The organism is Rothia nasimurium (genome assembly GCF_042660305.1).
GTDB lineage: Bacteria > Actinomycetota > Actinomycetes > Actinomycetales > Micrococcaceae > Rothia > Rothia nasimurium.
Genome location: NZ_JBHSTW010000013.1, coordinates 1 through 17,263, shown reverse-complemented (window position 1 = coordinate 17,263; position 17,263 = coordinate 1). Strand labels below are relative to the sequence as shown.

General features: G+C 61.4%; 14 protein-coding genes. 8 read left to right on the top strand and 6 right to left on the bottom strand.

All coding sequences use genetic code 11. The annotated features are described in order from the left end of the window. Positions 1 to 89: 89 nt before the first annotated feature. Positions 90 to 848, top strand: coding sequence for a FadR/GntR family transcriptional regulator (locus ACFP6B_RS05890; RefSeq protein WP_237199883.1), 759 nt, complete (start codon positions 90 to 92; stop codon positions 846 to 848). Here ACFP6B_RS05890 and ACFP6B_RS05885 read toward each other — a convergent pair. From ACFP6B_RS05885 to ACFP6B_RS05875, 3 genes are all read right to left on the bottom strand, one after another. Beyond that, positions 845 to 1,771 (bottom strand): phosphoribosylaminoimidazolesuccinocarboxamide synthase, encoded by a 927-nt coding sequence (locus ACFP6B_RS05885; RefSeq protein WP_377128059.1) that lies wholly within the window; start codon positions 1,769 to 1,771, stop codon positions 845 to 847. The genes ACFP6B_RS05890 and ACFP6B_RS05885 overlap by 4 nt on opposite strands. 88 nt (positions 1,772 to 1,859) lie before the next feature. Continuing rightward, entirely contained in the window at positions 1,860 to 3,140 is a 1,281-nt protein-coding gene (gene purD, locus ACFP6B_RS05880; protein WP_377128056.1) for a phosphoribosylamine--glycine ligase, read from the bottom strand. 217 nt (positions 3,141 to 3,357) lie between these two features. Then, positions 3,358 to 4,281: a hypothetical protein gene (locus ACFP6B_RS05875; RefSeq protein ID WP_377128053.1), complete on the bottom strand. Its 924-nt coding sequence runs from the start codon at positions 4,279 to 4,281 to the stop codon at positions 3,358 to 3,360. Between the two features lie 349 nt (positions 4,282 to 4,630). Between ACFP6B_RS05875 and ACFP6B_RS05870 the strand changes: the two genes are divergently transcribed. The 7 genes from ACFP6B_RS05870 to purM all read left to right on the top strand — a co-directional run bounded on the left by ACFP6B_RS05870 (position 4,631) and on the right by purM (position 13,402). Beyond that, entirely contained in the window at positions 4,631 to 5,338 is a 708-nt protein-coding gene (locus ACFP6B_RS05870; protein WP_377128050.1) for a TetR/AcrR family transcriptional regulator, read from the top strand. Between the two features lie 38 nt (positions 5,339 to 5,376). Continuing rightward, positions 5,377 to 8,406: an MMPL family transporter gene (locus ACFP6B_RS05865; RefSeq protein ID WP_377128047.1), complete on the top strand. Its 3,030-nt coding sequence runs from the start codon at positions 5,377 to 5,379 to the stop codon at positions 8,404 to 8,406. Between the two features lie 149 nt (positions 8,407 to 8,555). Further along, complete coding sequence (locus tag ACFP6B_RS05860; RefSeq protein WP_377128044.1) at positions 8,556 to 9,554, top strand: asparaginase; 999 nt, start codon at positions 8,556 to 8,558, stop codon at positions 9,552 to 9,554. Next, complete coding sequence (locus tag ACFP6B_RS05855) at positions 9,554 to 9,949, top strand: sterol carrier family protein (protein ID WP_135012526.1); 396 nt, start codon at positions 9,554 to 9,556, stop codon at positions 9,947 to 9,949. Before ACFP6B_RS05860 ends, ACFP6B_RS05855 begins: the two co-directional genes overlap by 1 nt. A gap of 55 nt (positions 9,950 to 10,004) precedes the next feature. Continuing rightward, positions 10,005 to 10,376, top strand: coding sequence for a hypothetical protein (locus ACFP6B_RS05850; RefSeq protein WP_377128040.1), 372 nt, complete (start codon positions 10,005 to 10,007; stop codon positions 10,374 to 10,376). A 155-nt stretch (positions 10,377 to 10,531) separates the two neighbouring features. After that, positions 10,532 to 12,259, top strand: coding sequence for an amidophosphoribosyltransferase (purF, locus tag ACFP6B_RS05845; protein ID WP_377128037.1), 1,728 nt, complete (start codon positions 10,532 to 10,534; stop codon positions 12,257 to 12,259). Further along, positions 12,260 to 13,402: a phosphoribosylformylglycinamidine cyclo-ligase gene (purM, locus tag ACFP6B_RS05840; RefSeq protein WP_377128034.1), complete on the top strand. Its 1,143-nt coding sequence runs from the start codon at positions 12,260 to 12,262 to the stop codon at positions 13,400 to 13,402. Between the two features lie 79 nt (positions 13,403 to 13,481). Here purM and ACFP6B_RS05835 read toward each other — a convergent pair whose 3' ends face one another. The 3 genes from ACFP6B_RS05835 to ACFP6B_RS05825 all read right to left on the bottom strand — a co-directional run bounded on the left by ACFP6B_RS05835 (position 13,482) and on the right by ACFP6B_RS05825 (position 16,277). Then, positions 13,482 to 14,699: a GtrA family protein gene (locus tag ACFP6B_RS05835; RefSeq protein ID WP_377128031.1), complete on the bottom strand. Its 1,218-nt coding sequence runs from the start codon at positions 14,697 to 14,699 to the stop codon at positions 13,482 to 13,484. A gap of 5 nt (positions 14,700 to 14,704) precedes the next feature. Continuing rightward, on the bottom strand, positions 14,705 to 15,736 hold the full coding sequence (locus ACFP6B_RS05830) for a phosphodiester glycosidase family protein (RefSeq protein ID WP_377128028.1): 1,032 nt from the start codon (positions 15,734 to 15,736) through the stop codon (positions 14,705 to 14,707). Positions 15,737 to 15,938: 202 nt separating this feature from the next. Beyond that, positions 15,939 to 16,277, bottom strand: a complete 339-nt coding sequence (locus tag ACFP6B_RS05825) for an endonuclease domain-containing protein (RefSeq protein WP_237185106.1) — start codon at positions 16,275 to 16,277, stop codon at positions 15,939 to 15,941. Positions 16,278 to 17,263 lie beyond the last annotated feature (986 nt).

Below are 17,263 nucleotides of genomic sequence, written 5' to 3'. Positions count from 1 at the left end.
GGCGGTGCAGTCCCACGTAACATACGTTGGAACTGCACCGCCCTTCCCTATACCTTGTCTATGTACCTACCCCACCTGAAAGACAGCGCGTGAAAGAAAAAGAGCCCACCTACACCGCCCTGCTCGAGTCGATAGAGCACCGGCTGCGCCACGGCCAGCTGCGCGTGGGCGACCGGCTACCCGGTGAGCGTTCCCTCGCCGAAGAGTACGGCATTTCCCGTGCCTCGGTGCGCGAAGCCCTACGCATTCTCTCAGCCGTGGGTCTCATTCGCTCGGGAGTGGGTTCTGGCCCCAAAGCCGGTGCAGTCGTAGTATCGGAACCCTCGGACGCCCTGGGCTGGGCCCTGCGCATGCATATCGCCACCCGCACCCTGCCGGTCGCAGATATCGTGAGCACCCGCGTCCTACTCGAAGGTGAAGCTGCCGCCCGGGCAGCCGATGTAGCCCAGAAACCCGAACACGCCGCATCCCTAGCAACCGCCCGGCAGTACCTCGACGAAATGGATCACGCAGATATTAGCGATGACCGCTTCCACTTCTGCGACACCCGCTTCCACTACGAAATTTCCTCCCTCGGCGGCAACATCGTCATGGACACCGTCATTGACTCCCTGCACCTGGCCACCGTGGGCTATGTGCAGGAGGCCGTGCCCTACCTCGACGACTGGCAAGCCACCAAGCGGGAGCTCCAAGAGCAACACCGGGCTATCTACGCGGCGGTTATCGCAGGAGATGCAGAACGTGCCCAGCGAACAGTCGCTGAGCACATTCGATGGTTCTACGCCCTCTCAGAAATTGGTGCCGCCCATTACGAGTACCACCAGAAGGTGCGCGATGGGCAGGTCTAGGCCTGGAAGGTCTGACCGGTTAGACGCTCGTAGGCCTCAACGTAGCGGGCGCGGGTCTTCTCCACAACCTCGGCGGGAAGCTCAGGCACGGGGCCGGTGCCGTCCCAGCCCGACTCCTCGCTCTTGAGCCAGTCGCGCACGTACTGCTTATCGAAGGACGCCTGGGCGCGGCCGGGCTCGTAGTCGTTGGCATCCCAGAAACGCGATGAATCGGGGGTCAGCGCCTCATCGCCCAGGGTGATTTCACCGCGGTAGGAGTCGGTACCGAACTCAATCTTGGTGTCGGCCAGAATGATGCCGCGCTCACGCGCAATCTTCTCGGCGGTCTCGTAGACATAGAGAGTCAGTTCCTGCAGGCGGTCGGCGATAGCCTCCCCCACCTCAGCGTCGAGCTCTTCACGGGTGATGGGCTCGTCATGCTCCCCCACCTCTGCCTTGCCCGTGGGCGTGAAGAGGGCAGGTTCCAGGCGGGAGCCATCTACCAGACCGGCGGGCAGCTCAAACTCGTTGACCTTGCCGGTCTTACGGTAGGAGGCCAGACCCGAACCGGTGAGGTAGCCGCGCACAATGCACTCAACCGGGAACATGTTGAGAGACTTACAGATCATGGCGCGACCAGCCACAACCTCGGGCACATCGGTGGACAGCACATGATTGGGCACACCCTTGAGCTGTTCAAACCACCAGAGGGACATCTGGGTCAGAATCTTGCCCTTATCGGGGATCTCGGTGGGTAGCACCTGGTCAAAGGCGCTGATGCGGTCGGTGGCAACCACCATCACGGAACCGGCGCGCAGCTCGGCGTCGTCCTTTACGTTCAGGCCGGTCACATCCTGGGTGTCCTCATCGGGGATGTAGAGGTCGCGGACCTTGCCGGAATACACGTGCTTCCAGCCGGGGATGTCTACGGGGGTATGGCTCATGCTCTTCTCCTGGGGGTGTGCAGGTGGGGTGTGGGGTAATGATAAAAGTGACTGCCCACGCGGGGTACGGTGGGCAGTCACGGAGAGGTTAGTTCTGGGCGGGAATCTGAATACGATTCTCGGCGGCGGCGAGCGCAATGTCTGAGCGGTACTGGGCTCCCTTCCAGGCAATGTCGCGCACACCGGCGTAGGCGGCGTCGCGGGCCTCGGTAAGGTTTTCGCCTAGGGCTACAACGGCCAGTACGCGACCGCCGGCGGTGACGATGCTGTCACCGTCGAGGGCGGTACCTGCGTGGTCAACGTGTACGTTCTCGCGCTGGTTGGCGGCGTCGAGGCCGGTGATGGCATCGCCCTTGCGGGGAGTATCGGGGTAGTTTTCGGCGGCCATGACCACATCGACGGCGGTGCGGGGATCCCAGTCGAGGGTGAGATCGGCGGGCAGTTCGCCCTTGGCTGCTGCCAGCAGGACGCCACCGAGCGGGGTGCGCAGGCGGGCCAGCACGGCCTGGGTTTCGGGGTCACCGAAGCGGGCATTGAATTCGATGACGCGAATACCGCGGGAGGTCGCTGCCAGACCGCAGTAGAGGACGCCCACGAAGGGGGTGCCCCGGCGGGCCATTTCATCAACGGTAGGCTGGGCCACGCGCTCAATGACCTCTTCTACGAAGCCTTCGGGCAGCCAGGGCAGGGGGGTGTAGGCACCCATGCCACCGGTGTTGGGGCCCTCGTCGTTGTCGAAAATACGCTTGAAGTCCTGGGCGGGCGAGAGGGGCAGGCAGGTGCTGCCGTCGGAGATCACAAAGAGGGAGACTTCGGGGCCGTCCAGGTACTCTTCGATGACGACGCTACCGCCCGCTGCGAAGCAGGATTCAGCGTGGGCTAGGGCTGCATCGAAATCTTCGGTGACGACGACGCCCTTACCGGCGGCCAGGCCGTCATCTTTCACGACGTAGGGGGCGCCAAAGGTAGCGAGAGCGGTTTCTGCTTCTTCGCGGTTGGTAGCGACCTTAGCCATAGCGGTGGGCACATTAGCGCTGGCCATGACTTCCTTGGCAAAAGCCTTGGACCCTTCGAGCAGGGCAGCCGGCTTGGACGGGCCGAAAACAGCGAAACCGGCATCGCGCAGGGTATCTGAGACGCCTGCGACCAGGGGAGCCTCGGGGCCAATGACAACCAGGTCAGCGGCCAACTCGGTGGCTAGCGCAAGGGCTGCCTCGGGGTTATTTGCATCGATAGCGTGCACGGGGACATCCTGGGCGATACCCGCATTACCAGGGGCTGAGTGCACCTCGGTAACGGCTGGATCTTTCAGGAGTGCTCGGATAATTGCGTGTTCACGACCGCCGGGGCCCAGTACCAAAACCTTCATTCTTTTAGGCTACCGGCAAGGTCACGATTTGATGAAGTTTTTACCGCAGTTTGAGCGGTTTTTGCCGATTGATTTTTGCGGACGCCCGCCACCCACTCCCCTGCCAGGGGCTGGTAGGTGGGCAGCGGCGTCCGCACCCATCTACCTACCGCATTTATTCTGATGTACCCGCAACTAGTTGCGGGGTTTTCAGAATAAGTGCGGGGAGAACTGCCGGTTACTGCTCAAGTTTCTTCACCCCACCTTGCATAAGACGGTGAATAAGGGCATGGTGCCTGTTCATGAGGTCATCCCAGGTGGCCCGAATGACCGTCCACCCCGCAAGCTCAAGCGAACGCTGCCGCAGGGCGTCCCTTCGTAGCTGCTCCTCGGGTGGGCGGTAGGCGCCGTAGTACTTGTGTAGGCCATCGACTTCTAAAAGAAGTTTTAAGGCCTCCCAGGCAAAATCTGCGCGGTGTGCCCGACCGTCGTGCGTCCAAATTTCTAGCTGCTGACGAGGGCGCTCGAGCTTGGACTGTACGATTCTGAGCATTGCCAGGGATTCAAGAGGTGACTCGGTCAAAGCGCTCATCGACTCAGCGATGAGGGAAAAGCTTCCCGTTCGATAGCCGCTAGAGCTTGCGAGGTGGGCATGCAGATCGCGGTAAGGCACATGCGCATGATGCAGAAAATAATCTGTAATCGCCAAGGCCTGAACAGCAGGTAAAGATCGGGCGCAATCAAGGATAGTCGTGAGCGGGTCCGTGACCGGAAAACCAGCTACCATCTGGGCCGCCTCACATACTTCTGACCGGGCGCTATGGTACCTGACCTGGCTATGGTGCCGATGGTTAGAACGTGGAAGGGACAGCTCAACCTTTGCGGGCAACCCAAAGAGCGGAGCGCCCCACACGAGAGCAGCAGAAGCATGACTGAGCACCGCCTGCCGGTGAGACATCGCGAGCGCTACGGTCACGGCGATACACCGCTCTTCGGGCGTGAACTGCCGGCCCTCTACAGCTGAAACATAGACACCCCGCGTCAGCCTAATAAGTTCGCCCCGCCGGTGCATAGCGCCGATGAGGTTTTTACTCAGCCCTTCGAAGTTGAGCTGTTGAGATGTTTTGACTTTTGAGGCAACCCGTTCAATTCTGTCGTGCATGGGACTACTGTCGCAGAGCGGCGGTGGGCACTCAAGCACTATTTTCGAACCTGTGGAAAACTTCAGTTATACCTTGTCAGGGCGCGCATCGAACCTGTGGAAAAAATTGCAACAGAAGGTCACAACCGAAACCGCTCAACTTCTATATCCCACCATCTCCCCGCATTTATTCTGATTTACCCGCAACTAGTTGCGGTGTTTTCAGAATAAATGCGGAAGGCTTGCGCCAGTCACGCCCAGCACCCAACGCCCCACGTCCGCGCCAGCCACGCCCAGCAACCCGCAACCGTGCCCAACCCCACACCCCAACTATTTGCAGTTCCTGCAATATTGCAGTTACTGTAAATACATGCTGAAACACACCCCTCCCCTCGACCGGCGCAGGGCCCGCTCGACGGCGTCCAAACAAAAGATCGCCGCAGCCGCCGAACACCTTGTGCTCACCAGCGGGCGAACAGGCCTAACAGCATCGGCTCTCGCAGAGCAGGCAGGGGTCTCTGAACGCACCGTCTTCAACCACTTCAAAAAACTCGAAGACGCCCTGACCTACCAACTCTCAGTCCACCTCGAACCCTGCATCGATGAGCCTCCCTTCCCCCGGGGAGTCGCCATCGAAGACCTCCCGCAGGCCCTGGTGCAGCACTTCCACGAGGCGGTAGAAACCGAACGGGTGCAGCAGAACCTCGTCCGCTTTGTCACTCTGGGCGCAGCACTGGTTGAGGAAGAGTTTGACCTGATAGCCCGCGAAGTCACCCTCACCCTGGGCGATATCTGCAACGCCCTCTGTAGCGAGATTGATCGGCTCTACCCCGACCTATCACTCGACCAGTCACTAGCCCTTGGTCTCTTCGCCTACAACCTGCTGATGGGTTACGTTTTCGCCTTTGTGCGGTTCGCTCAAGAACTTGAAGAGAATATTTTTGAAGAGCCCGCCAAGCAGCTGGTCATCGAGCCCCAGATGTTCGTGCCCCATATCCACGCTTATATCCACCAGGTAGCAGCCGGAACCCCGGTATTTGCCGCTGACGGCAGCGTTACCTCCCACCAGACCGTTTAAGAGAAAACACAACCACACGAAAGGGAAACCGGCAGACCATGTCTGAATTCCTCTACAAAGTCGGCAGCTTCGCAGCTCGCCGCGCCTGGGCCGTCATCGGCATCTGGGCGCTGGTGATTGCGCTAGCTGGCGGTGCTTATGCTTCCTTTAAAGGGGAGCTGACCGATTCCATTACTATTCCTGGCACCGAGGCGCAGATGGTTCAGGAAGAGCTGACCGACACCTTCAACCTGAATCTCAATGCGGGTACCGGCTCTGCCATCGTACAGACCGAGGACGGCTCAGCCTTCACCGACGAACAAAAAGCTGCCGTCGCTGGCGCCGTTGCTGAGGCTGAGGGCGTTGAGGGTGTCGATACCGTCAACGACCCCTTTGCTATTGCTCAGCAGCTTGCGGATGCCCAGGCCCAGCTTGATGCTGGGCAGGCCGAGCTGGCTAGCGGCGAGCAGCAGATGGCGGACGGCCAGGCTCAGCTCGATCAGGCGAAGGCCCAGTTGGATTCGGGCCAGGCCGAGCTTGATTCTCGCCGTGCCGAGTTGGATTCAGGTCAGCAGCAGCTTGATGAGGGCTACGCCCAGCTTGAGGACGCCCAGAATCAGCTGAACGAGGCCCGTAGCCGCCTTGAGGGTGAGGGAGCACCGCCGGAAGCTTTCGGTGAGCTCAACGGCCAGCAGGCCCAGCTGGATGCTCAGCGGGCTCAGCTGGATGCGACCGCTGAACAGCTCAACCAGGGCCGTGCCCAGCTCGATGAAGCCCAGGCTCAGCTTGACCAGGGGCGCAGCGACTACGAGGCCGGCCTGGCTCAGCTCGAAGAATCCCGCTCCCAGGTAGAGAGCGGCAAGAGCACCCTTGAGCAGAACGCTGCCCTGTTGGAGATGTCCCAGAGCGGTGTTGCGATTTCTGAGGATAACTCCACCGCGATCGTGTCCGTTACCTTTGATGCGGAGACCGGTTCTATCCCGGCGGAAACTCTCGAAGAAACCCAGCAGAAGCTTGATGTACTGGCAGATAGCGGTCTGACCGTCACCTACGACCAGTACATGCAGGGCGTTGAGACCCATATGAATGCAACCGCGGAGATTATCGGTATCGGCATTGCCTTTATCGTCCTGTTTCTCATGCTGGGCACTCTGGTAGCTGCTGGCCTGCCGATTATTACGGCGATTATCGGCGTGGGTACTTCTGCCTTGGCCGTCCTTTCGCTGTCTAGCCTTGTGGAGATGACCTCGACCACCCCCACCCTGGGCACCATGCTGGGTCTGGCTGTAGGTATCGACTACACCCTCTTCATTCTGAACCGCCACCGCACGAACCTGGCTAAGGGTATGGGCGTGAAGGAATCTATTGCCCTGGCAACCGGTACCTCTGGCGGCGCAGTCTTCTTCGCAGGCGCTACCGTCATTATCGCCCTGCTGGGTCTGAACGTTGTGGGCATTCCCTTCCTGGGCGTTATGGGTAACGCCGGTGCCTTTGCTGTCGCCGTTGCTGTGGCAGTTGCTACCACCCTCTCCCCCGCCGTGATGTCCCTGCTCGGTGAGCGCGTCCTGAGCAAAAAGCAGCGAGCAAAAATTGCGGCTGGCGCTCAGGCCGCCAGCGAGGACGACGCCCAGGCGGCTTCCATTCGGGCAGAAGCTAAGCAGGCGGCGGCTGACCACGAGGAGGCCCACCGCGGCTGGATCGGCCTGATCTTGAAGAAGCCGATTGCTACCGTTGCCGCTGTGGTTCTGGCGCTGGGTGCTGTCGCCTTGCCGGTGACCGATATGCGGTTGGGTCTGCCGACCGGTGCCTCTCAAACCACGGATTCAGCTGCCTACATCTCGTACACCACGATTGCCGACAAGTTTGGTGAGGGTCAGAACGGCCCCATCGTGGTAGCAGCCCGCCTGCCCGAGGGAACCACCGAGGAACAGGCTAAGGCTCTGCAGGTTGAGGTGGGCCAGGATCTTCTGGATCAGAGCGACGTTTCAGCCGTCATTCCCGCCATGATCTCTGACGATAACTCCGCCCTGCTCTACCAGGTGATTCCCGACGAGGGCCCCAACGCCCAGTCAACCACCGACCTGGTGCACGCCCTGCGTGATATGACCGTCTCAACCGAGAACGGTGAGGTGACCTTCGGCGTCACCGGTCAGACCGCAATGGCCGTTGATATTGCCCAGAACCTGGCTGAGGTTCTGCCGGTGTACGTTGCGCTGGTCATGGGCCTGTCGTTGCTGGTTCTAATTCTGGTTTTCCGCTCCATTCTGGTACCGGTCACCGCAACCCTGGGCTTCCTCTTCTCCCTGCTGGCAGCACTCGGTGCGACCACGGCTGTGTTCCAGTGGGGCTGGGCTGCTGAGCTCTTCAACGTCTCAACCCCCGGCCCGCTGCTTGCCTTCCTGCCGATTCTGGCTGTGGGTATTCTCTTCGGCCTGGCCATGGACTACCAGCTCTTCCTGGTCTCGGGCATGCGAGAGGCCTACTCGCACGGTCGCGGGGCTAAGACCTCGGTTGTGGTGGGCTACCATCACGGCGCCCGCGTGGTCACCGCTGCGGCGCTGATTATGGCCGGTGTCTTTATCGGCTTCGTCTTCTCCGGTGACCCCATGATTGCCTCCATCGGCTTCGTGCTGGCGGTCGGTGTTCTGCTGGACGCCTTCGTCGTGCGTATGACCCTGATTTCGGCGCTCATGTACCTGCTGGGTGAAAAGGCCTGGTGGCTCCCCGCCTGGCTCGACCGCCTGCTCCCCGACCTGGACGTTGAGGGCACCAAGCTCGAAGCTCAGGCCCACGAGGAAGAGGCGGCCCCGGCACCTACTGAATCGCGGACGTCCGCCCCGGTGGAAGACGCTCGACACGAAGTGGCGGCCCCGGCACCCGCTCAGCAACCGGCGTCCGCGCCGGAGCATCCGGTCAGCCCCACCCAGGTTGTGGCGGTTGAGTCCACGCGTGCTCTGGCCCAGGCCGCTGTGGTTGCTGCCGACCAGGCCCTGGCAGCGGCAGACGAGGCCCAGGTTGAGGCGCAGCGAGCTGCCCGCGCGGCCCGCGAGGCGCTCAAGGCTCTTTCTGAGCAGCAGAAAGAGCAGTAGCGAGGACGCCGCACCCAGCTCATCTCGCACGGCCAGTCGGTAGATGCCCGCATTTATTCTGAAAAACCCGCAACTAGTTGCGGATGAATCAGAATAAGTGCGGGCATCGCTCGTTTCAGCGCTAGTGGCTACCCAGTAGACTGGTGGGCATGCAGACTTTTACCGCGCAGCAGGCAGCAGAGCTGGCAGTCGTCACCCGTGGTGACTTTATCGAGTCCCGCCATGTGGGGTCGCTGGTCGTACTGGCGCCCGACGGTTCTACCGCCCTGAGCCTGGGATCCCCCGAGGCTCTGGTCTATGCCCGTTCGGCGCTCAAACCCTTGCAGGCTATTGCGTCGATGAACGCGGGGGCTGAGCTACAGGGGGCCCAGATTGCGCTGGCTGCCGGTTCCCATACCGGTTCTTTTGAGCATATGAAGGTTGCCCAGTCGGTGCTGGCTGAGGCCGGGCTGACCGCCGATGCGCTGCTCTGCCCTCCTGCCTGGCCTGCTGATGAGCCCAGTTACCACGCCCTGGTAAGGGTCGGCCACGACAAGCAGCGTCTGGCTTTTAACTGTTCCGGTAAGCACGCGGCCTTTCTGTGGGGCTGTGTGAAGTCGGGCTGGTCGACAGATAACTACACCGACCCGCACCACCCCCTGCAGGAGCTGGTACTTCAAACTATTGAGGAGTTCACGGGCGAAACTCCCCAGCACGTCACCGTCGATGGCTGTGGCGCTCCGGTAGCTGCGACCTCGCTGGTGGGCCTCGCCCGCGCCTATTCAACCCTGGGCGCGGCGGTTGAGAACATTAAGGCCGATGCCCGTGCAGCCACCGTGGCCACCGCTATGGTGGACTACCCCGAGTACGTCCACGCGCCCGGCGGCTCCGATACGGTGCTGGCTGAGACCCTCGATGCCGTGGTCAAGCGCGGGGCTGAGGGTGTGCTGGCTATCGGGTTGCGTTCTGGCGCATCGGTGGCGCTGAAGATGCTCGATGGCTCAAGCCGGGCTGCTTCCCTGGTCGCTGTGCGGGCGCTCCAGGCCGCCGGTTTTCTTGAGGGCGAGGCCGTTGACCGGGCGGTTACGGCCACGACCTTCCCCATCACCGGTGGCGGGCAGCCCGTGGGTACTATCGAGCCCGGTGCGGCTTTTGAGGGGCTGCTCTAATGGCGATTCGCCGCAAGATTACCGAGGCGGACGGCCTCGCCGCCCTTGCCCAGGTACGGCAGGTTTTTGAGGGTACAGAGGGTGAGGACGCCCGCGCGGCGGCTTTCGCTGCCCTGCCCCGGGGCGTGAGGGCGGCGTCCGTCCGTTTTCTGCTCGAGGAGCTGGCGACCCTTGCCCCGGGTAATTCTGTGGAAGTGCGGGTACCGCCCATGGGGGTGACCCAGTGTATTGCCGGGCCGCGGCATACCCGCGGCACCCCGCCCAACGTTGTTGAAACCGACCCGCTGACCTGGTGTGCTATCGCGCTGGGTTATGCCAGCTGGCAGAGTGCCGCCCCCGCGATTTCGGCGTCCGGGCTACGGGCAGATCTGAGCGATTACCTGCCGCTGCTCTAGCCCCGGTGCTCGTTTACGCCTCGCTGCGTGCGGCTTCTTGATAAGGTTGATAGCTATGAGCATCCTGTCGAGATTCCGTCGCCCCACCGAACCTGCTACTCCCCTCACCGAGGCTGAGAAGCAGGCAGCCCCCGGCCAGCATTTTGCACCGGCGTCCGCGCCTGACCGTGCCAACCTGACGGTGCGCCGCGCCCCCTCCCTACCGGCATTTGCTATCACCGGCCTGCTCATCGGCCTCATTGTGGCTTTTGTTGTGACCGCCCTCGGCCCGGAAAACCCCAACTATACTTTTGGCGCAATCTACGGCGTGATGGCCGTTATCTTCGGGGCCCTCTGCACCGCCACCGCCATCGTAGTAGCCCTGCTCCTCGATAAGCGCTCAGCCAAGCGCACCACCACCTACCGCGCTGTCAGCCAGCAAGACTAAATCAAGCCCACCCGTGAGCAGAAACGTTCACACGGTGGGCTTTACTTATCAGTAGCGTATCGGGCAGGTACACTTGATATGTTCGCTCGCTCACGTGTGCTACCCCACGCTGCACGGCGAGATAACCACCCCACAACAAGAGACGGAAAACCACCTTGGCTCGTCCTGACGGAAAACTATCCTTCGACCTTGACCCCGTTGATCACGGCCCTAAAGACGAATGCGGCGTCTTTGGTGTATGGGCCCCCGGCGAAGATATCGCTAAGCTCACCTACTACGGCCTCTACGCCCTACAGCACCGCGGCCAGGAGTCAGCCGGTATCGCCACCAGCGACGGCAAACACCTGAACGTCTACAAAGATATCGGCCTGGTGTCCCAGGTGTTTGACGAGGCCACCCTCAACTCAATGACCGGCCACATGGCAGTAGGCCACTGCCGCTACTCCACCACCGGCGGCAACATCTGGCAGAACGCGCAGCCGACCCTGGGCGACACCCCCCACGGCACGCTCGCCCTCGCCCACAACGGCAACCTGGTTAACTCGGCTGACCTCTACGACCGCCTGCTAGCCAAGAACGGCGGCAAGCGCCCCGAACGCGGTGAGCTCGCCCAGGGCAACACCACCGACACCGCCCTGGTTACTGCTCTGCTCAAGGACCACGACTTTGACAGCCTCGAAGAGGCCGCCCTCGACCTGCTCCCCACCCTCTCAGGTGCTTTCTGCCTGGTCTTCATGGACGAGCACACCCTCTACGCTGCGCGCGACCCCCAGGGCGTGCGTCCGCTGGTCTTGGGCCGTCTTGACCGCGGCTGGGTCATCGCCTCAGAAACCGCTGCCCTCGATATCGTCGGTGCGTCCTTCGTGCGCGAGGTAGAGCCCGGTGAGTTCATCACGATTGATGAGGACGGCCTGCGCTCCCAGCGCTTCGCCGAAGCCAAACCCGCCGGTTGCGTCTTTGAGTACGTGTACCTGGCCCGCCCCGATACCACGATTTCGGGCCGCAGTGTCTACGAGTCCCGTGTTGAGATGGGGCGTCAGCTGGCCCGTGAACACCATGTAGAAGCTGACCTGGTCATGCCAACGCCCGAGTCCGGTACCCCGGCGGCGATTGGTTACGCCGAGGAATCCGGCATTCCCTTCGGCAACGGCCTGGTGAAGAACGCCTATGTGGGCCGCACCTTCATTCAGCCCTCGCAGACCATCCGCCAGCTGGGCATTAGGCTCAAGCTCAACCCCCTGCGCTCCGTAGTAGAGGGTAAGCGCCTGGTCGTGATTGACGATTCTATCGTTCGCGGTAACACCCAGCGGGCCCTGGTACGCATGTTGCGAGAGGCAGGTGCGAAAGAGGTACACGTGCGGATTTCGTCCCCGCCGGTCAAGTGGCCCTGCTTCTACGGCATCGACTTTGCCTCGCGCTCCGAGCTGATCGCTAACGGCCTGACCATTGAAGAGATCGGTAAGTCGCTGGGTGCAGATTCCCTGGGCTTCATCTCAGAAGAGGGCATGATTGCCGCTACCGAGCAGCCCCGCGAGCGCCTGTGCACCGCCTGCTTTACCGGCAAGTACCCCATCGAGCTGCCCAGCGAAGACCGCCGCGGCAAGTCCATCTTTGATGATTCCAAGGGGGGCCCGCTGGCCGGTACCGCGGCTGAGGTGACGGTAGAGCGTCCTGTTGCTCATAAGCCTTCTAAGGCCAAGGCGGTGTCTATCGAAACCCGCCCCGGCACCGAGGCGCTGGAGCACAAGTTTGATGGTGCCCCGGCGGCGTCATCGGGCACCGGTTCTTGTGAGCCTGGCCCCGATTCAGACCTTGAAGATTTAGTCCTTCCCCAAGATACGATTCCTGCCGATTCTACCGGCACTGACCGAGAGGCCCGCTAAATGAGCGAGAACCAGAACGCAGTTACCTACGCTTCGGCTGGTGTAGATGTTGAGGCGGGCGACCGCGCTGTTGAGCTGATGAAGGACGCCGTCAAGGCAACTCACGGGGCCGGTGTGGTTGGCGGTGTGGGCGGCTTTGCTGGCCTGTTTGACCTATCTGTGCTCAAAGATTACCGTAAGCCCTACCTGGCGACCTCCACCGACGGTGTGGGTACCAAGGTAGCGATTGCCCAGAAGCTCGATATCCACCACACGATCGGTCATGACCTGGTGGGTATGGTGGTGGACGACATCGTGGTGACCGGTGCGCGCCCCCTCTTTATGACTGACTACATCGCTACCGGCAAGGTGGTGCCCGAGCGCATCGCCGATATTGTGCGCGGTGTGGCTGAGGGTTGCTCGCTGGCTGGTACCGCCCTGGTGGGCGGCGAGACCGCTGAGCACCCCGGTCTGCTGGCTGAGGACGAGTACGACGTGGCAGGTGCCGCTACCGGCATCGTCGAGGCAGACGAGCTGCTGGGCCCCGACCGTGTGCGCGAGGGCGATGTGCTGATTGCTATGGCCTCCAGCGGTATTCACTCTAACGGCTACTCCCTGGTGCGTAAGGTGCTGTCGGTTGCCGGCTGGGAATACGAGCGCGAGGTTGCTGAGCTAGGCCGTACCCTGGGCGAGGAACTGCTGGAGCCCACCCGCATTTACACCGCTGACTGCCTGGATTTGATTGAGGCTTTCCCCGTGAACGGTGAGGACGGCCAGACCGGTTCGGGTGTGCGCGGCTTCTCGCATGTGACCGGTGGCGGCCTGGCCGCTAACCTGGCCCGTGTGCTGCCCGTGGGCACTGTGGGTGTGGTGGAGCGTTCCACCTGGGAGATTCCCGCTATCTTCAAGCTGATTGGTGAGCTGGGTTCTGTTCCCCAGGCTGACCTGGAACGCACCCTGAACCTGGGTGTGGGCATGATTGCTGTGGTCGACCCGTCTGTTGCCGATGCGGCTGTTGAGCGCCTGAACAAGCGCGGTCTGCCCTCGTGGGTGCTGGGTACCGTGCAGAAGGATTCTGGCGAGCACAAGAGCAACCCCGACTACGTGCAGGGTGCTAAGGGCGTGGACGGCGGCGCGGCAGTGCTGCTGGGCTCCTACAAGTAGGCCCTACAGGAACATATACAAGGGTGGTGGGCCCGGTCTTTTGACCGGGCCCACCACCGTTTTCCGCAACTCTTAGGGGTTAGGCAACCTTGAGCAGGGCTTGCTGCTCACGTGCCTGCTCGCCCGGCGCAGGCGCGGGGAGGGCGGCGTCCGCGCTCTTTGCCTGTGTGCCCTGCCCTTGATCGGCAAACACCCAGCGGCGCTGCGCCGCAAAACTGACCGGGATGAGCACCAGCTCGACCAGCACCTTAGCTGCCAGCAGCGGCAGCCCTATCCAGGTGAGGGCCTCCAGCAGAGCGGTGTTAGTCGCCAGAATCGCCACAGCCAGTACCGCATAGCGTCCCAGGGAGTGGTGGGTCTGCGGGCGGGGCCCACCATCGTGCATGACGATACGGTTAAGAGCGAAGTTACACAGGGCCGAGGTCACGCGAGCCCCCACCACCGCCAGGAGCAGGGGCGCACCCAGGGCAACCAGCACCATCAGGGCCACCGTATCAATGATGAAGCCCGAGAAGCTTGCCGCCAGGAAGGCCAGCAGCGGCGCGTAAATCCGCAGGGAGTCCCGGACCGGGTTGAAGTGGCTGGTGGGGTTACCCGGCTCGTAAACCTTAGTAATCGGCACCTGGGTCAGTTGAACCCCAAAGCGCGAGGCCCGCAGCAGCATATTGAACTCATACTCGTAGCGGTCACCGGGCAGATCGAGCGCCCAGGGCAGAATCTGCGGGGTCAGCCCGCGCAGGCCGGTCTGGGTATCAGCCAGTTTCTGCCCGGTCAACAAGCCAAACAGGGCGGCGGTCAGGGCGTTGCCCACCCGGGAGCGCAGCGGCACCCGGGTCTCGGGGGCGGTGGGGTCGGCAATGGTTCGCACGCCCATCACCAGGGTTTTTTGCCCGGCGGACGCCTGCGCCGCCGCTTCCCTACCCACGGCCAGGATATCGGCGGGCAGGTGCTGACCATCAGCGTCCGCGGTCACAATAACCTCACCGGGTGCCTCAGCCTGAGCCCAGGTGATTCCCGCCCGCAGCGCCGCACCCTTACCACCGTTAGCGGGCAGGTGCAGCACAGTCACCGATACCAGCCCAGACCGGGCAAAACGACGCTCAACCGAGGGCGCAGGGGCTAGCCGGGCACCCAGCTGCTCGACCTGCTCAAAGATAGGAGCGAAGTCTGAGCCGGAGCCGTCGTTGACCACCAGTACGCGGGCGGTGATGCCCTCAGCGCTGGCACGGGTGTCTATGTCTTCGATGAGACGCACCAGGGAGGTATCAGGTTTGTAGGCGGGAATCAGGATCAACATGACCTTTAGGCTCCTGCGATGTAAAGGATGTCGCTGGTTTCGCGCTCTTGGCCCTTGCCCAGCGGGTTATTGACCAGGGAGTCGTTGAAGAGCATCACGGAGGAGCCGCCACCGTCGATGTTGTAGGCGGTGGTGCAACCGGCGTCGAGCATCATCTGGGCCAGCTCGGTCATGGTGGCACCGCGGGAGTAGCCTTCTGAGCGGCCATCGACCACCATAAAGAGCAGGTGGTTGGTACCGATAACTCCGACGGCGGTGCGGGGCTGCTGCCCCTGGATGGAGTGATTGCCGAAGTTGGTGTCTACTTCAATGTCTTCGATACCGTCAAGGATTGCGCCGTTTTCGACCAGGGCCGGGCCGAAGGAGAGGGTCTGCAGGACGCCTTCTGCCAGGAGGGTCTGGGCGTCGGTGCTGGTTTCGTCGTAGATTTTGACGCTGCCGTCAGCGTAGAAGGCTAGGCCGGTGCGGGCAGGAGAGTCGCGGTAGACCACGCCGTTACGCACCACGATGCCGGTTTCGCGGAAGCCGTAGTAGTCGCCGTTAATAGCCCAGATAGCGTTGTGTTCTGCGCCGATGTTGCTGGGCAGGTCAACAATGTTCAGGCCGAACTGGTTATTAGCAAAGGCCGAGCGCAGGATGCTCGCCGACCCCAGCTTGACCTCCGCGGTGTAGGCGGTGATCTGGTCGCTGGCGCCCTCGTTGAGCACGATGGTATTCAGGGCGATAGAGCCGTTATCTGCGGTGACGCCGGTGTCGGTTACCTGCATGTTGGTCAGTTCGGTGTCGGACGCCGCGGCGCTTGTGGTGCTGTTCGAGGCAGCCTGGGCCTCGTAGGCGGCTACGTCTGCGATTTCGGTGTGGTCACGCAGGTAGCGGTTGTAGGCCCATCCGCTACCCAGACCTGCGGTGCCCAAAAGGCCCAGACCGCCGATGAGGGCGGTACGTCGAGTGGTTTTGGATTTGACCCAGCTGGTCTTCTGCTCTGCCTGGGTCTGCTGCGGGTTCTGTTCGATGTTCTGGTCTGCGCTGTTGTTCATACCTTCAACTATGGGCGGCTAACCCATGACGAAGGCTTGTCTAACCTATGCCCCAGCTGTGACTGCAACTGAGCGCACCTAGCCGAGCGCGGACGTCCGCGCCTACACCGCTAACCCTTCTCTAACTGTGGCACTGACCGCCAAATGTGGCAACGCCACCGCCACATTTGGCGGTAGCCACAACATGTTGCGCCCCCGCCCATCAGCGGACGCCCTTATCCACCAGATTCTTTCGCACAAGCTCAGGGTTATTCATCAAGTCGCTCCACCTAACACGCACAAAACGATAGCCTCGCAGCTCAAGGTCACGCTGACGAATAACCTCCTTCTGAAGCACATGATCCGGCTGCCCATAAGCTCCCGAGTACTTCACGTCTCCATCGACCTCCAGGATGACCTTGGCATCCTCCCACAAAAAATCAGGACGATAGTACCGCTGCCCCACCCAAATAACTTTCTGTTCCTCAGGCCGAGACAGACCCCACGACATCACCAGATACCGTGCAACCGTCTCTGCAGGCGACTCAGATTTTTCGCTCATATACTCAGCTATCTTTTGACGCTGTTTCGAATACCTACCGCTGCTTTTGAGCAGGGCACTCCGTAGCTCGGCAGCTGGCACCAAACGGTGGTGCAGAAAATAGTCTGCAACGCACAAAGCACTCAAAAAAGGAAGACTCTGGCAGCAGTCAAGTATCGTCTGAAGAGGCGTAGTCACAGCTAGCCCCTGATTCAGTACTGCCTGGTCACAGATTTCTTTGCGCGACCTACTCACATGTACACCCGGTTTTGACCGCACAGCAGAAGAAGCGCTGCTCACCCATATCTTTGCGGGTGCTTCCAATAAAGGCGCTCCCCACCAAAGAGCTGCAGATGAATGACTCAGCACATACTGAGGGTGCGTCTTCATAAACGCCACATGCTGGGCTATAAACCGGTGACGGCCGTCCCAACTTTGCCACGTCTGCACCGGCGTATAGGCATTGGTCGCGATCTTATACAGTAGACCCCGTCGACACCGCCGAGAAATTTCGGACGAGCTGATACCTTCGTCTTTCAGCTCCGATGAGGTTTTGATCTGATCGTATATCCTGCTCATACCCACTACCTTGACCACCAGACCTCGCGTTTTCTAGAGGGGGCGGTGAATCTGTGGATAACTTCAGCTATTTTTTGCTCTTATCAGCCTGTATGTCGTAGCGGCCTTGCTATGTGTTAAGAATCGTCCACAGGGCTTGACAGCTTTGCAAGTATCGGCGCTGCTCCAGGAGCCGCGAAGACGGACGACTCTGCGCGACGCGCCTAGCCGAGCACGGACGTCCGCGCCTACACCGCTAACCCTTTTCTAACTGTGGCGCTGACCGCCAAATGTGGCAACGCCACCGCCACATTTGGCGGTAGCCACAACATGTTGTGCCCGCGCCCATACAAAAGCCCGCCACCGGCTGTGAACTAGCCCCCGAAAGTTGGACTGGTTTAATCCTAGACCGTCAGGGCTGCCAAAGCCTGGCTCCGATACCCCATCGG

What these genes read in the sequence shown, in the direction of transcription:
- purM (WP_377128034.1), top strand. Translation starts at nt 12,260, where the DNA reads ATGAGCGAGAACCAGAACGCAGTTACCTACGCTTCGGCTGGTGTAGAT.
- ACFP6B_RS05835 (WP_377128031.1), bottom strand. Translation starts at nt 14,699, where the DNA reads ATGTTGATCCTGATTCCCGCCTACAAACCTGATACCTCCCTGGTGCGT.
- ACFP6B_RS05875 (WP_377128053.1), bottom strand. Translation starts at nt 4,281, where the DNA reads ATGCACGACAGAATTGAACGGGTTGCCTCAAAAGTCAAAACATCTCAA.
- ACFP6B_RS05870 (WP_377128050.1), top strand. Translation starts at nt 4,631, where the DNA reads ATGCTGAAACACACCCCTCCCCTCGACCGGCGCAGGGCCCGCTCGACG.
- ACFP6B_RS05885 (WP_377128059.1), bottom strand. Translation starts at nt 1,771, where the DNA reads ATGAGCCATACCCCCGTAGACATCCCCGGCTGGAAGCACGTGTATTCC.
- ACFP6B_RS05825 (WP_237185106.1), bottom strand. Translation starts at nt 16,277, where the DNA reads ATGAGCGAAAAATCTGAGTCGCCTGCAGAGACGGTTGCACGGTATCTG.
- ACFP6B_RS05850 (WP_377128040.1), top strand. Translation starts at nt 10,005, where the DNA reads ATGAGCATCCTGTCGAGATTCCGTCGCCCCACCGAACCTGCTACTCCC.
- ACFP6B_RS05830 (WP_377128028.1), bottom strand. Translation starts at nt 15,736, where the DNA reads ATGAACAACAGCGCAGACCAGAACATCGAACAGAACCCGCAGCAGACC.
- ACFP6B_RS05860 (WP_377128044.1), top strand. Translation starts at nt 8,556, where the DNA reads ATGCAGACTTTTACCGCGCAGCAGGCAGCAGAGCTGGCAGTCGTCACC.
- purD (WP_377128056.1), bottom strand. Translation starts at nt 3,140, where the DNA reads ATGAAGGTTTTGGTACTGGGCCCCGGCGGTCGTGAACACGCAATTATC.
- ACFP6B_RS05865 (WP_377128047.1), top strand. Translation starts at nt 5,377, where the DNA reads ATGTCTGAATTCCTCTACAAAGTCGGCAGCTTCGCAGCTCGCCGCGCC.
- ACFP6B_RS05855 (WP_135012526.1), top strand. Translation starts at nt 9,554, where the DNA reads ATGGCGATTCGCCGCAAGATTACCGAGGCGGACGGCCTCGCCGCCCTT.